11 protein-coding genes (1 of these 11 only partly in view) are annotated in these 14946 nt (G+C 68.9%); 9 read left to right on the top strand and 2 right to left on the bottom strand.

Going from position 1 to position 14946, the window contains the following annotated elements:
- Positions 1–26 precede the first annotated feature (26 nt).
- Positions 27–794 (top strand): 2-oxo-hept-4-ene-1,7-dioate hydratase, encoded by a 768-nt coding sequence (hpaH, locus tag BXU09_RS16185; protein WP_230289010.1) that lies wholly within the window; start codon positions 27–29, stop codon positions 792–794.
- On the top strand, positions 791–1582 hold the full coding sequence (gene hpaI / locus BXU09_RS16180) for a 4-hydroxy-2-oxoheptanedioate aldolase (protein ID WP_078305382.1): 792 nt from the start codon (positions 791–793) through the stop codon (positions 1580–1582). Before hpaH ends, hpaI begins: the two co-directional genes overlap by 4 nt.
- A 79-nt stretch (positions 1583–1661) precedes the next feature.
- On the opposite strand, the gene BXU09_RS16175 is transcribed toward hpaI, so the two are convergent.
- Complete coding sequence (locus tag BXU09_RS16175) at positions 1662–2915, bottom strand: VWA domain-containing protein (RefSeq protein WP_078305381.1); 1254 nt, start codon at positions 2913–2915, stop codon at positions 1662–1664.
- Positions 2916–3213: 298 nt separating this feature from the next.
- On the bottom strand, positions 3214–3888 hold the full coding sequence (locus BXU09_RS16170) for a MerR family transcriptional regulator (protein WP_078305380.1): 675 nt from the start codon (positions 3886–3888) through the stop codon (positions 3214–3216).
- Between the two features lie 349 nt (positions 3889–4237).
- Between BXU09_RS16170 and BXU09_RS16165 the strand changes: the two genes are divergently transcribed.
- The 7 genes in view from BXU09_RS16165 to BXU09_RS16135 are tightly spaced (at most 12 nt apart) and all read left to right on the top strand, a layout consistent with a single transcriptional unit that may run on beyond the window.
- Positions 4238–5503 (top strand): hypothetical protein, encoded by a 1266-nt coding sequence (locus BXU09_RS16165; RefSeq protein WP_078305379.1) that lies wholly within the window; start codon positions 4238–4240, stop codon positions 5501–5503.
- Complete coding sequence (locus tag BXU09_RS16160; RefSeq protein ID WP_078305378.1) at positions 5503–5832, top strand: hypothetical protein; 330 nt, start codon at positions 5503–5505, stop codon at positions 5830–5832. The genes BXU09_RS16165 and BXU09_RS16160 overlap by 1 nt, the downstream gene beginning before the upstream one ends.
- Before the next feature lie 12 nt (positions 5833–5844).
- Positions 5845–9048, top strand: coding sequence for a tubulin-like doman-containing protein (locus BXU09_RS16155; protein ID WP_240501447.1), 3204 nt, complete (start codon positions 5845–5847; stop codon positions 9046–9048).
- 3 nt (positions 9049–9051) lie between these two features.
- Complete coding sequence (locus BXU09_RS16150) at positions 9052–10275, top strand: hypothetical protein (protein ID WP_078305376.1); 1224 nt, start codon at positions 9052–9054, stop codon at positions 10273–10275.
- A 2-nt stretch (positions 10276–10277) separates the two neighbouring features.
- Positions 10278–10880 carry an OmpA family protein gene (locus BXU09_RS16145; RefSeq protein ID WP_078305375.1) on the top strand — a complete coding sequence of 201 codons (603 nt, stop codon included), beginning with the start codon at positions 10278–10280 and terminating at the stop codon, positions 10878–10880.
- 2 nt (positions 10881–10882) lie between these two features.
- Positions 10883–13465, top strand: a complete 2583-nt coding sequence (locus BXU09_RS16140; protein ID WP_078305374.1) for a hypothetical protein — start codon at positions 10883–10885, stop codon at positions 13463–13465.
- Positions 13462–14946 carry the 5' portion of a right-handed parallel beta-helix repeat-containing protein gene (locus BXU09_RS16135; protein WP_078305373.1) on the top strand. The gene runs 1200 nt beyond the window's last position, so 1485 of the gene's 2685 nt are visible here — the first part of the coding sequence; its start codon is at positions 13462–13464; its stop codon lies off the right edge, out of view. Before BXU09_RS16140 ends, BXU09_RS16135 begins: the two co-directional genes overlap by 4 nt.

The following is a 14946-nucleotide window of genomic DNA, read 5'->3' as shown; positions in this document are numbered from 1 at the left end:
CGCAGGTCCAGGACGCCGCACGCCGCCTGCACGCCGCCGAGCAGACCCGCACGCCCATGCGCCAGCTGTCCGGCCAGTACCCCGGCCTGACCATCGCCGACGCTTACCGCGTGCAGGACGCCTGGGTGAGCCACAAGCTCGCGCAGGGCCGCCGCGTGATCGGGCACAAGATCGGCCTGACGTCGCGCGCCATGCAGCAGGCCGTGAACATCGACGAACCCGACTACGGCACCCTGCTCGACGACATGGTGTTCAGCGAGCTGCAACCCATCCCGTCCGGGCGTTTCATCGTGCCGCGCGTGGAGGTGGAACTGGCGTTCATCCTCGGCAGGGACCTACGCGGGCCGAACGTGACGGTCATGGACGTGCTGGACGCCACGCGCTGGGTGGTGCCCGCGGCCGAGATCATCGACGCGCGCATCGAACGCGTGGACCGCGAGACCGGCGCGACCCGCCGGGTCACGGACACCATCAGCGACAACGCCGCGAACGCGGGGATCGTGCTGGGTGGGCGTCCCGTGCGGCCTACCGACGTGGACCTGCGCTGGGTGGGCGCGCTGCTGTTCCGCAACGGCGTGATCGAGGAGACCGGCGTGGCGGCCGGCGTGCTGAACCACCCGGCCGAGGGCGTGGCGTGGCTGGCCAACCGTCTCTCTCCGCACGGCGTGACCCTGCGGGCGGGGGAGACGGTGCTGGCCGGGTCGTTCGTGCGCCCCGTGGACGCCTCGCCCGGCGACATCTTCCACGCGGATTACGGCCCGCTGGGCAGCGTGACCCTGAGGTTCGCGCGGTGAGCGGCCCGGACCTGCACAACCCCTTCAAGGCCGCCCTGGCGCGCGGGGAGTTCCAGCTGGGCCTGTGGCTGGCGCTGGCCGACTCCTACAGCGCCGAGATCATCGCCGGGGCGGGCTTCGACTGGCTGCTGATCGACGGGGAGCACGCCCCGAACGACGTGCGCAGCACCCTGTCCGTGCTGCAGGCGCTCGCGGCGTACCCGGTGACCCCCATCGTGCGGCCACCCGTCGGGCAGACTCACCTGATCAAGCAGTACCTCGACCTGGGCGTGCAGACCCTGCTGATTCCCATGGTGGAAAGCGGCGCGCAGGCCCGCGACCTCGTCGCCGCGACCCGCTACCCGCCGCGCGGCGTGCGGGGCGTGGGCAGCGCGATTGCCCGTGCGTCTCGCTGGAATGCCGTGCCCGACTACCTGCACCGCGCCGACGATCAGGTGTGCCTGCTCGTGCAGGTCGAGAGTGCCGCCGGACTGGACGCGCTGGACGACATCCTGGCCGTTGAGGGCGTGGACGGCGTGTTCATCGGCCCCGCTGACCTGAGCGCCAGCCTGGGCCACCTCGGGAATCCCGCGCATCCGGACGTGCAGGCCGCGATCCTGGACGCGGTCAGGCGCACCCGCGCGGCCGGGAAGGCAGCGGGCATCCTCTGCACCGAGGCTCAGGTGCCGCACTACCGCGCGGCGGGCTGCACGTTCATCGCGGCGGGCGTGGATACCACCCTGCTCGCCCGCGCCGCGCGTGACCTCGCCGGGCGATTCCAGCCGGACGCCGGCCAGGACGTGTACTGACCGCGACCCGTGGCTGAAGGGAGGGGAGGAGTGCCGATTCAGGTCACTCCTCCCCTCCCTCATTCTTCGTGCGCCGTGTTCAGAGTTCGGGTTTGCTGCGGCGGACGTTGTAGCTCTGGCTGGCGGCGCGTTTGCGGGCCAGGATCTCGTCGGTGGCGAAGTCCTGGTCGAGGCTCAGGAGTTCGTCCACGTCGCTCTGCAACCCGTGGATGTGCAGGGCACTCAGGCGCCGGCTCTCGCGGGTCAGGGCGGCGCGGGACATGCGGATGTCCCCGGCGGCGGCGTACGCGACGGCCTGTTCGCGCACGCGGGCGGCGCGCAGGCGTTCGGCGGCCAGGGTGACGCGGGGATCGTCGGGCAGCGCGGCGTACGAATCGGCGTCCAGGACCGGGAGGGTCAGCTGCGCGCGGAGGGTCTGCCGGACGCCCTGCCGGTCGTTCCAGGCGAGGCGCACGCGGGTCACGCCGGTGGCGGGGGCGGCGCCCTGCGCGGGGACGTGCAGGGTCAGGACCACGTCGAGCGGCTGCCCGGCTTTCAGGTTCGGGAGTTGCCAGCGGCCGTACGAATTGCGCGGCAGGTCGTTCAGCACGTCGCAGCGCAGGCTGCCGAGCGCCGGGTTGGGTTCTACGCCCAGGCTGACGGTCTGCCCGGTGGTGCGGGTCAGGCCCTGCAACTCGGCGCTGAAGAACGCGGGAAGGCCTTCCTCGTTCTCGATGTGTTCGTAGTTGCCGTCCCCGGCGTCCGCCATGGCCTGCAGCAGCGTCTCGTCGTAGTCGCGGCCCAGGCCGACGGTGCTGGTGCTGACGCCGCGCGCGGTGAGGCCCCGGACGTGCTGCGCGATCACGTCGGCGCGGGTCTCGCCGGCGTTGGCCTGCCCGTCGCTGAGGATCAGGACGCGGTTGAGGGCCTGCGGGTCGAGGTGCTGCGCAGTCAGCATGGCGCCTTCCAGCCAGCCGCCGTAGAGGTTGGTGCTGCCCCGGTCCGTGACGCCTTCCACGGCGCGGCACAGGGCTTCGGGGTCCGTGACGTGCTGCGGGGCGATCACGGTGTCGATGGAGTTGTCGAACGCGACGACGCTGACGCGGTCGTGGGGTTGCATCTGCCGGATGGCGGCCTGGGTGGCGCGGCGGGCCATCACGATCGGCTGGCCGCTCATGGAGCCGCTGCGGTCGATGACGAACGACAGGTTCAGCGGGGGCCGCGCGCCGCTGCCGCTGGGGGCCGGGGCGGGGTGGACGCGCAGCAGGACGGTCAGTTCGCTGTCCTGCCCGGCGGGGAGGGCGGCGCGCAGGGGCAGCAGTTCGAGGGTCGGCGTCTGGGAGGAATAGGTCATGGCGGGCTCCTGTGGGGCGCAGAGGGGTGGACCGGCCGGTCAGGGTCGGGTGGCGGGTCGGACTGGGTGGAACTGATACGGACTCCGATTGAATGGGCTGCAAAGCCCATTCAATCCGAGCGAAGCGAGTGGGAGCAAAACGGGTTCCGGACGTGGAGCTGGCAATTCGGTGAAGTTCCGGATTGTCGGCGAAACAAACGGAATCCGTATGAATCCAGTTTGACTCTGACAACCGTAATTGTCAACAGTCTGGACTGATTACGTTCCGATTCCTGTTCCTGACCTCAGTGTCACCCGCCTACGCGTCATCCCCTGACGCGCCGCGCTGCCGCTCCTGCACGTCACGCAGTGACTCACGCACCTCGTCCAGCAACTCCTCCCACGCCGCCTCATCACGCGGCCAGCGGAACTGCTCTCCCACCAGCACCTCCAGCCCACGGCGCACCAGCACCTGCGAGCGCATCTGCACCGACCGCGCCGCCCGCCGGTCCGGGACCGCCCGCGCCGTCAACGCCGGTGATGACAGGCCCATGCCCTCACCCGTCACGCCGGCCCGCAACCTCCTGAGGTAATCCATCGCCGACCCTCCCTGAACAGAGCCGGACGCATGACTCCCCACCACCACGGCCTCGTGCTGCGCCGCCTCCGCGCCCCACTGCGCCAGCTGCTCCAGGTCCGCCTCCGACCGCCCCGAGAGCGTCCCGAACAGCACCTTCCCACTCAGACCGTCCGCCATCAGCCGCCGCAACGCCAGCAGGTGCAGCAGGTGCAGGCGGTCATACCGCGCCTCACGGCCCTCCCGGCGCGGCGCCGGAATCAGGCCCGACGTGGTGTAATGCCGCACCAGCCGCGCATTCACCTCATCCTTCGGACGCCCCGCCCGGTCCTCCGGCAGCAGGCGGGCCAGCCATCCGTTCGCCTCTGCGACGAACTCATCGATCCCGCCCACCCAGTCCTGCGCAATCGCCAGCATCCCCCCACACTACCAGCGGCCACACATCACTGACAACGCAGGGTGACAACGTCGCCAGCCCTTCGGGCAGAAGGCTGCGCCGATGAGGCGAAAGGGGCACCCCCCGACCTTAGCCTCATTTCTGGTATCGCAGTGGTGGGCCTGCCTGACCCTGGCCCGACTGAAGGTCGCTGAGAAGTTTCTCCCGTTTTCAGTCTAGTAGAATGGACTACTTCACAGAAAATCGGCCGGAATAGATATCTTCTCACCTATTTCCACAAATGAGGCAACGCGCCTGCGTTTTCCAGTCCATACTCCGCGTCATGTGGGCACACACTTCTAATTTTCTCTGTCTGGTCGGGAGGCTGCCGTGAAGCTGGTGCAGGCTGCCGTTCTGTCGGCGGCGTTACTGACCGGCGCGTCGGCCCAGGGGTCCGGGAAGGCGGAACTGGACCGCAACAGCGTCACCCCAGGCGCCGAACGTCTGTTGCAACAGGTTCAGGAGGCCGTCACGACCGCGGGTGGCGACCTGGAACGCTCCCAGGTGAACTGGGTGATCGCCTTCAGCACCGGACACTACAAGGCCGATCCGCTGGGCGCACAGGCGGCGCGGGAACTCGCCACGCAGTTCGTGCAGCGCGTCGCTGTACAGGGCGATCAGGTCACCGCCCGCGCCTGGGAAATGGACATCTGGGAGTACCGCAATCCCAGTGGTCTGACCCAGGTCATCGGGAACGACGCCCAGGCTGACCTGGAACGTACCGCCAAGCTGTGGCCCACCACGCCGTCCGTGGGCAGCGTGGGGGGACACGATACCGAACGCGTGGCCGCAACCCTGACCCGCGAGTTCGCGGGCACGCCGGGAACCGTGCTGATTCTGCTGACCAATACGGCAGCCAGTGTCGGCGCCGCCGGTATCCGTGTGATGGGCACCAACGCCCCGGAATACCAGGAAGTACTGACGGGCTGGACCCGCGTGGCCGGCACACAGGACGGCGCGAGCCTGAATCTGCCGTACGTGATCAGTACGCCCTCCCGCCAGATCCAGGGGCAGATGCAGGCCGTGGTGTTCGTGCCCAAGACGTTCACCGGAGCCCCCCTGACGGCCGGGACCCGCACGGAGCAACGCGCTGGTGCTCAGGCCCCCGCACAATCCTCTGGCGACGGCGGAGCCAACCCGGCGGGACTGCTGGTGGCCCTGCTGGTTCTGGGCGGCGCGGGATTTGCGGCCTGGAAGCTGATAGGGAAGGGTGGCGGCGCGGGGCGCGGCTCGGTGCGGATCGGAGACACCAGTTTCAGCGTGCGGGACATGCCTGCTGGTCGTCCCTTCTGCGTGATTGCCGGGGCCGGGTACGCCGAGGACGGCACGCCGGTCGTGCCAGTCGCCGGACTGCCACCCCTGCCAGTCGCGCAGATCACCCGGGTCGGCAAGGACTACCGCGTGCGCGGCGTGCATGACGAGATCCGCCTGAGCAGCGTTTCCGGGCGGGTCGTGGCGGGAGACAGCGCCACCGTCACGCTGCGCCCGGAAACACCGGACGCCCCGCTGGAATTCACGGGCGAGGTCCGAGGTCCCGGCGGCGTCCCCAAGGAAATTACCCGCAGCGTCGTCATGTCGCTGGATGGAGACAACTGATGAACCTAGCAACTATCTTCGGGCCGGTCGTTCCGCTCTTCACGCAGGTGAACTTCTGGATCACGGTCGCCGTGACCATGCTGCTGTGGTACGGCGTGGCTGTGGGACTGGCCCACATTCTGTTCGGCGCGGGGGGCCGCACGCCCGTCGATTCGGCCAGGCAGGGCATGGGGTTCTCGCTCCTGCTGCTGTTCGCGGGTCTGGCCTGCGCCGTGTACTTCCTGTTCAAACCGGCGGACCTGATGTACATGATCGCCGTCAGCGTGACGTTCCTGCTGCTCACGCTGCTCGTCTCGGCCGTCTTTACCCGCATGGGAGTGGAACGCTAAATGGCAGACAACATGAGAGTCTTCAAGACCCTGGTCATCGGACTGGGCAGCACCGGCACGGAAATCCTCGAGGCCCTGGCCGACCGCATCGACTGGGAAGTCGGCGGTCTGGGCCGCGCCCCCTGGGTGGAATTCCTGGCGGTCGAAACCGACGTGGCCAAACCCAACCGCTTCAACGGCACCGACGACTTCAAGACGCTGGGCGTTCCGGCCACCTCGTGGCGGGACATGCTCGAGCGTCCGGAACTGTACGACAGCAGCATCGCCCTGCGGACCTGGGCGGACCTGGAAACCCTCAAGCAGCTGCCGGCGCAGAGCATCGACTCCGGCGCGGGGCACATCCGCATGGTGGGCCGACTGGCGCTGCTGTACCCGCCGAACTACAACGAGATGAAAAACGCTATCTCGCAGCGGGTCGCGCGCCTGCGCAGCCTGACCGAGGCGCAGGCCAAATCCGCGCTGAACGCCAACAATGCCGGGCTGGAATCGAACGTGCAGTTCGCCGTGAACGCCGCGAGCGGACAGACCGGCGTGCGCGTGATCGTGGTCGGCACCCTGTGCGGCGGCACCTGCAGCGGCACCGCCAGTGACATGGGCATCCTGCTGCGCACCATCCTCGACGACGAGGAAAAGACGCTGGGCATGTTCACGCTGCCGCACCCGGACCTGGGCATCGCGCAGAAACCCGACGCGGAAATCTGGAAGACCAACGCCTACCACGCGCTGGCCGAACTGAACCAGTACCACCTGCACACCGATACCGAGCGCTACAGGAGCATCAAGTTCCCGGACAAGCCTGAGGGCACCCAGGTCGTGCCGAACGACGCCATGCCGTACGACCTCGTGTACCTGCTGCGTCCCAGCAGCACGGAAGGTAACGACCTGGGCCGCCTGTCGAACGCCATCGCGGACCGCATGTTCCTGAACGTGTTCGTTCCGGAAACCGATCCCATGGCGTACATGGTGAACGCTGGGCCGGTCACGGTGCAGCAGGGCCGTGCCTTTGCGTTCTCGACGTTTGGCCTGTCGACCATTGAGTACCCCATGCGCCGCATCCTGGAGGCTCTGAAGTACCGCACGCTGGTGCACGCCGTGGACCGCTGGAAGGACCGCAAGTACGAGGGGAACGTCAGTGACGACCTCGACGCGCTGGGCCTGACCATCCCGGCGCTGACCGAGACGCTGCTGCTGGACGAATCCGGGGCCAGCATCCGTGCCAGCCTGGACGCCAAGAAGAACGAGATCATGCGTGCCGTGCGTACCGGCAAGCCCGAAGCGGCCCGCCGCGCCCTGGACGAACTGCGTTCCGCCTTCGGGAAGGACCGCGGTGACGGCCTGCGCGGACTGGTCCACGAGACCGTGAACGACAACCGCCGCCGCGCTGCCGACAGCATCATGGGGAACGTGCGCGGCATGGTCGGCTCACGCCTGCTGGACTATGACAGCGGCCCGAACGTGCTGCTGGAAATCATGCAGGCCGCGCAACCCCGCCTGGGCGAACTGCGCGGCTGGGAACCCGGCGAGGGCAAGACCGGCGCCGCCAACGGCGTCCTCGACCAGCTGGACGCCATCCGCACGAATACCCTGCTGGGCATGTTCTTCCTGAAGGGCAAGGCCAGCAAGCAGTTGCTGCCCGCCCTGAGCCGCGCGCTGGACGACGAACTGAAATCCCGCGTGAACCAGAAGGTCCGTGAAGCCCTGCAGGACCGTGGCAGCGGTCAGAGGGCCGAAGCCGGCACGCTCACGCTGATCGACGAGGAGACGCAGAAGATCGCCCGCCGCCTGATGAGCCTGCGCAAACGCCTGACCAACCAGGCGGACCGCTGGCGCGAGGCGCGCGCGAAACTGGAGAACGACACGCCCAACGTGAACGGCCTGTCGCTGTTCGAGCCGTCCCCGCACGGCACGGTCGACAAGGAAGAGGAACTCGCCACCGACGAGCGGGGCAAGGAAACGCACGCCTCGCGCCTGATCCAGTCGTGGCAGGCCCTGACACGCGGCGTCATGCCCGGCGTGAACGACCCGGACTGGCTGCTGGGCCCCTGGGCCATCGGACAGGACAATTTCGAACGGGCTCAGCTGAACGCGCTCGAGCAGATGGCGCTCGAACCCTTCGAGGCCTCGCTGCGCAGCGGCGGCAAGGACGTCGTGAAACGCCTGTACGATCAGCGCAGCCCCAGCTTCGACCCGAACAGTCAGGCCATGCACGCCGCCACGCAGGCGCAACTGTTCCTGCAGCTGAACCAGCCGCTCGGACAGGTCGATCCCATGAGCCCGCTGCCCCGGCGCAAGCTGCTGGTCGGGATGAACATGACCGACGAGTTCCGCCGTTCCGTGCAGCCCTGGGTGAACAAGGCGCCAGCTGCCAAGGAAGTCACGGGGGTCGATCCGTACCGCGTGGTCATGCTCGAGGAGTGGTACCGCTTCGCGCTGCGCGGCGCGGACGACGTGCGCACCCTGTCGTTCAGCCAGCCCAAGCGCTTCAGCAACTACTTCACCCGCAAGCGCAGCGACATCGACTGGACGCCCATCAACGACCGCGAGATCAAGCAACTCGAGGACGCCGAGCAACTGGTCTTCCTGTCGGCGCTGCACGGCGTGACCCGCCTGGAAGCCGGGCACCTCGTCATGGACTGGCCGATGCAGCCCGGTGAGGCCGACGAACCCGAACGCCGGGTGCGCCGCCTGCCCGGCAAGTTCGGGAAGGCCGCCCGCAAGCTCGCGTTCGAGTCGAAGGACAGCTCCAGGCCGCCCCTGAGTCTCACGAACGCTTCCTCGCTGATGCACAGCGAGATCACGGCGCGCATGAAACATATCGTCGGTACGGCCGACTCGCAGGCCGAGGGCCGCAAGGCCTACGTGAAGTGGCTGCACCAGCAGCTCAAGCAGGGGCAGGCACGCGCGGTCGACGACTGGAACGACGCGACGGCCCGGGCCGCGCTGATGCGGCACCTGACCGCCGACGACGGTCTGCGTCAGGCGCTGCTGGAAACCTTCCCTCCCGACAACAACATGATCAACGGTCTGTACATGAACAAGGGCGAGGCGCTGCCGCGTGGGCTCAGCGCGCCGGACGACGGGTTCTACTGTCAGGTGTGCGGCGGCCCCGTCGGTGCCACGCGCGAGGAAGTCATCCAGAACGGCCTGCTGTGCAGTTACCACCCGGAAGGCGAGAATCACCCCTTCGGCCGGCCGTACAGCCCGCTGGGAGTCTGAACCGTGGAACTGATTGCCGTTCTGTTCAAGTTACGCCCGGAAGGGTGGATCACCCTGCTGGTGTTCATGCTGCCCATGCTGGCTTACTTTGTCCTTGCGCTGAACCGCGCCGCCACCACCCGCCGGGCCGAACTGATCCGCCTGAATCTGGTGCGGCAGAAGATCAGCGGGGCGCTGGACAACGAGGATCCCCCGGAGTCCGACGAGGTCGCCGAGGACGCCCTGGCGGCCGTGAAGGACTTCCCGGCGGGCAGCGCGGTGCGGCAGGCGGTCGTGGCGGTGACCCGCGCGCGCGGGCTGGCCACGCCGGACGTGCAGGCCGCGTCGGCAGCGGTCGTGACGGTCAGTCAGGCGGACCTCGCCGCCGCCCGGAACATTCCCAACCTGCTGATGCTGGCCGGGTTGCTGGGCACGGTGTTCGGGCTGGCCGGATCGATCAGCAGCCTGAGTGGCCCGATCCGCAACGCGGCGCGGGCCACCGAGCCGGGTGAACTGGCGAACGCGCTGGGGAACACCATGAGTGTCATGCAGGGCGCGTTCGGCGCGAGCCTGTGGGGCATCCTGCTGAGCCTGGGCACCGGGATCGTGTACACCCTGGCGTCCCGCACACAGGAAGCCTTCCAGGATCAACTGACCGCGTTCGTGCACGCCGAACTGGTCCCCGCCACCTTCCCGAAGGCGATCACCTCGCAGATGGAACGCATGGGCCGCTACCTGCGGGATGCCGGGAACAGCTTCCAGGACATCCACAAACGCCTTCAGGACGTGGCCGGCCAACTGGAAACCGTGCTGGGGCAGGCCGGCGACACGCTGGGTCAGAGCCTGACGCAACTGGCGCAGACCAGCACGCAGATCGAGACGGTGTTCGGCAGCATGGACGAGTCCGTGCGGCAGCTCACGGCCGGACTGAATCAGGGCGTCAGTGATCTGGTGCAGGCGCAGGAGAGCGCGGCCACGTCGCTGCGCAGCAGCAGCCATGAGATCACGGGACAGCTCAGCGCCCAGGCGACCAGCATCACGCGCCTTCAGGAGACCGTCACCACCGAGACCACCCGCCTGCTGGAACGGGTCAGTACCGTCGGGGACGCCCTGAGCCGTGCGAGTGGGAAGTTCGAGAAGGCCGGAGAGGTCTTCCAGACCGAGCAGAGCAACTACGCCGCCCGCCTGGACAGCAATTTCGAGCAGTTGACGCGCACGCTGGGCCGCGCGCCCGTCAGTGGGGACTGACTGTGACCTCCCGATTACAGGCCGACACCAACCCGTACATCGCGTTCAGTGACCTGACCCTGAATCTGGTGTTCGTGCTTATCTTCTTCCTGGGCGGCATCCTGGCCGTCGGGCAGGCCGGGTGGGAACAGGTGCGTTACCGCAATGCCCAGGAGAAGGTCGTGCAGGCTGTTCGCGCCGCTCCGCTGAAGGTGCGCCCGCTGCTCCTGTCGCCCGCGCAGCGCAACGACCCGCCGGGCGCGCAGCGCTGGGTGTTCCGATCGCAGGGCATGTTCCAGGGCGACACCGCGAAGCTCAGTCTGGCCGGACAGACGGCGCTGGTGGCGTTCGCGCGGGTCCTGCGGGCCGAGCAGGTCAGCTGGAAACGCGTGCGGATCGAGGGGCACACCCAGACCTCCAGGCCCAACACACCGGAACGCTGGGACCTGTCGGCCGTCCGGGCCAGCGCCGTCGCCGAGGCCTTCTACCTGCGCGGCGGCATCAGCCCCAACCGGCTGGCCATCGCCGCGCGTGGCGGGCAGACCTCCTACGCCGGCGTGAAATTCGACCCGCGTAACGAACGCGTCGAGATCGTCGTCGAGTACGCGCAGCAGAGTGCGCCCTGACCATGTCGACCCAGACCCTTCTGGAGGAGGCGGCGCTCCCGACGACCAGCCCGCAGCGGCTGAGCCTGCTGGCCTCCGACAGCGATCCGAGTGTGCGCGCCCAGGCGCGCCTACACCCACAGTGCCCGCCCCAGGTTCTGAGCCTGCTGGAACTGGCCGAGTCGAGCCCCGAACTGTTGACGCCCGGCCACCTAGAGGTGCTGGCCACCCTGGGACCGTCCGCGCAGGAACTGGCGGCGCGGCATCCGCACACACCGGACCAGACGCTGGTGGCGCTGGGCATGCGGGGGCTGATGCCCGTCATTCTGAACACGCAGGTGAGCCGCGCCGAGCAGTGGTTCATGCAGCGTGCGCAGCAGGACTTCACGCTGGCGCAGTACCTCGCACAGAACCGGTCGGTGCCGTGGAATCTGCGGCGATCGGCGCGCCGCACGTACCGGGTCGCCGCAGCCACGCCCCTGAAAGCCGTCGCTCCGGCAGACGGTTTCACTCCGGCCGGGGCGGTCGTCTCGGCGGACTCGGTACGCGAGAAACTCAGGCGCCGCCGGGAACCCATCGAGTTGACGCTGGAGGAATCGCTGCTGATCGAGAACGACGTGCGCCTGCAGCGGCTCGCGGCGCGGCATCCGCTCCTTCCGGTTGAACTGCTGGTGTGGCTCGATCAGCGTTTTCCTCACGGGCAGGCCCGCGAGACGCTGCTGACCCGCCTGGCGACCCACGCCCTGCCGGCGAAGACGCTGCTGCAGTTCTCGCGGGAAGGGGACTGGGAGGAGCGGGCGGCCGTGGCGCGCAATCCGGCGCTCCCCGAACCGGGCCGCGAGCGTCTGCGGGACGACGCGGACTGGTGGGTCCGGGCCGCCGTGACCGAGAATCCCCACGCGACTCCCCAGGATCTGCAGCGGCTGGCGCAGGACACCGAACATGTCACGATTCGCGAGGGCGTCGCCGGGCATCCGAACACGCCGGGTGAAATCCTGACCCGGCTGGCCACCGACGGTGAACGCGCCGTGCGCCTCCAGGTGGCGCGCAATCCCAGCGCGCCACCTGAAGCGCTGGAGTACCTGGCCGGCGACGGGGGATTCATGGTCCGCGAGGCAGTCGCCGCGCACGCCCTGTGTCCTCCGGCCATCCTGGCCATCCTGGCGGCCGACCCGAACGAGCGGGTCCGGTTCGTGGCCCGCCTCCGCACCGGACCGATCTCCGAGAACGCGGCCACAGCGGCGCTGGCGACCCGGCGCCGGCAGGTGAAACTGGCTCTCAGCGCCACACCCGGAACGCCGCGCCCGGCGGTGGAGCAGCTGGCGCGTGACCGTAACCCGCAGGTGCGGGCGCAGGTCGCGCTGCATCCGCAGTTGCCGGACGGTACGCGGCGGTACCTGATCAGCGATCCGGCTCCGGCGGTCAGTCTGATCGCGCGGGCGCTGGACGACGAGACGCCGCCGGACCAGCTGGCGTTCCTGCCCCGTCACGACGCACGGGTCCGGCAGGCCCTGAGCCGGAACCCGCAGGCGCCGGAACCTGTGCTGGACGACCTGAGCGAGGACCCACTGCTGGACGTGCGCCTGAACGTGATCCTGAATCCGGCGGCCCCCGGAACGGCCCTGAAACGCCGGCTGGTGGATCAGCCGCTGCGGCCTGACATTCGCCGCCACCCGCGTTACCAGGGTGAGGTGCAAGATCACCTGCATCAGCTGGAATACGACGAGGCTGGGCAGTCCGACGCCACGCCAGACGCGCTGCGTCTGCTGGCCCAGAGTGACGCCGGGAAGGTGCGCCGCCGGGTGGCCCGCCACGCGAACACCCCCGACGATACGCTGCTGCTGCTCGCTCAGGACAGCGATACCGATATCCGCCGGGCGATCCTGAAGCGAAGTCAGGAATTGCCCTACAGCCTGCAACGCCTGCTGGCCGACGATGCCTTGCCGGACATCCGCTCGCAGCTGATCCTGCGCCCGGGACTGCTCCCGTCTGTCATGCTGCAACTGGCCGCCCGCGCTGACGAGGACGAGGGGCAACTGGTGGCGGTCGCCCAGCATGCAAACGTGACCCCCGAGGTCCTGACGGCCCTGGCCCGCCACGCCCAGAGCGGAGCGCGCCGCGCCGCCGCCGAGCATCCCCTGACCCCTGCGCCTCTGCTGGTGCAGCTCGTGAACGACCCGCAGGATCATGTGCAGCGCGGCGTGCTGCGCAATCCCGTCTGCCCGCCGGAAGCATTGATGGCCCTGATCCGTCACCCCCGACTGCACCTCGACATCGCGCAGCATCCGCTGGCCGACGGCCGCGTTCTCGAATCCCTCGTCTATGACGGGTCGTACGACCGGTACATTCGCGTGGAGCGGTGGGTGAAAACCACGCCACTGTGGAAGACAGCCCCGGTGGAACGCTGGCGACGTTGGATGACCAGCCGGGCGTCCCAGCGGGCTTTCGCACAGCGGAACGTCTTCATGGCCGTCATTGAACACGAACGGGTCACCCTCCGGGCGCTGCGGTTCATCGGTCGGCTGAATCACCCGGACATCAGCCCGGCCATTTACAGGCGCCGCCAGCAACTGTCGGGCGGGCCTTCCAGCGAGGTTTCATCATGATCGATCCACCCACTGCCGGGGACCGTGTGGCCGGGCAGTACTCGGTGCAGTTCCTGCTACGCGAATCGCCGCACGAGCGGCTGTACCGCGCCGTGACCGACTGGGACGAGTCGGTCCTGTTGACCGTGTTCGACCCGCCGCACGCCGACTCCCCGACGGGAGCGCGGGTGCGGCAGGCATTCATGCGGCACGCGCGGCTGATGGCGCAGGTGCAGCACCCGGCGGCGCCGCGCGTGATGGACCTGCAGGACACACCGGAACGGCAGGTCGTGGTGGTCAGCGACCGTCTGCACCGCACGCTGCGTTCCCTGATGCAGCCCCGGCCGCTTCAGCCGGGCACGGTCAGGGAGCTGGCGGTCACGCTATTCCAGGCGCTGGCGGCCGCGCACACGCAGGCGCTGCTGCATGCCCGGCTCTCGCCCGACAGTGTCTGGTTCGACGCTCAGGGACAGGTGCTGCTGGGGGATTTCGCGCTGGCTGCCCGCGCCCTGCAGGAATTGCAGCAGGAGGCCGGGCCCGACCCGCGCTACGCCGCGCCGGAACTGCTGGCGGGCGCGGCCTTCAGTCCGCAGTCGGATGTGTACGCCCTGGCAGCCACGCTTCATGAGGCCCTGAGCGGCGTGGCCTGCCCGCCCGCTTCGGCGCGGGCGCAGGGCGTTCCTCTGCCACCCCTGCCAGCCAGCACGCCGGCTGAGCTGCGGGCCGCGCTGGTCGAGGCGCTGCAACTGGACGCCTCACAGCGCTGCGTGAGTGCCAGCGAGGTGCTGGAAATCCTGGGCCGGCCCGCCCCTGCGCAGGCGGAGCCCGTCCCGTCCGAACCCCTGCCGGCTGTGCAGGCCGGTCCGCCAGCGGCACCTGTTGCCCGGAGGGATTCACCGGACGGACCCCAGAGGACGGCCTCTCACTCCGCAGGGGTTGGCCGGAGCTCCGTGCACCGCAACCGCACGCCCATGATCGCTGGGCTGGTTGTGACTGCGTTGCTGCTGGGTGCGGCACTGAGACTCGTCCTGCCGTCCGCTGGGCAGTCGGTCACGACTCCAGAGGGTGGCAGCGCCGCTGTCCCTCAATCGACAGCCTCGTCCGCATCGGGAGCGGAAGCGGGCGCACTTACCGGGGCCGTACAGGCCGTCTCTGCCGGGGCGGGGACCTCGGCCATGGACCGCGAGGTGGCCGCGCCCGTACCGGAACAGAACGTCAACGTGGTCAATACGACCGTTCTGAACGTCCGGGCCTCGGCGGACAGCACCGGGCAGATCATCACGAAGCTCTCGCGGGGAGACGCTGTGGCAGTGCTGGAAGATCAGGGCGAGTGGCTGCGCATTCTCGAGGTTCAGAGCGGGCAGAGTGGCTGGGTGAAAGCTTCCCTGACGTTGCCGCTGCGGAGTGAGGACGAAACCCGCGCTCTCGTGGCGGCCCTGGAAGCGGGTGGGGAGGTTGTGCTGCCTGCCGGCGCGTACCGACTGGAGCGTCCAGTCACGATT

It is taken from the genome of Deinococcus sp. LM3 (assembly GCF_002017875.1).
Taxonomy (GTDB): domain Bacteria; phylum Deinococcota; class Deinococci; order Deinococcales; family Deinococcaceae; genus Deinococcus.
Note: the sequence above shows the minus strand (reverse complement) of the source record. Positions and strands in the feature narration are given on the sequence as shown.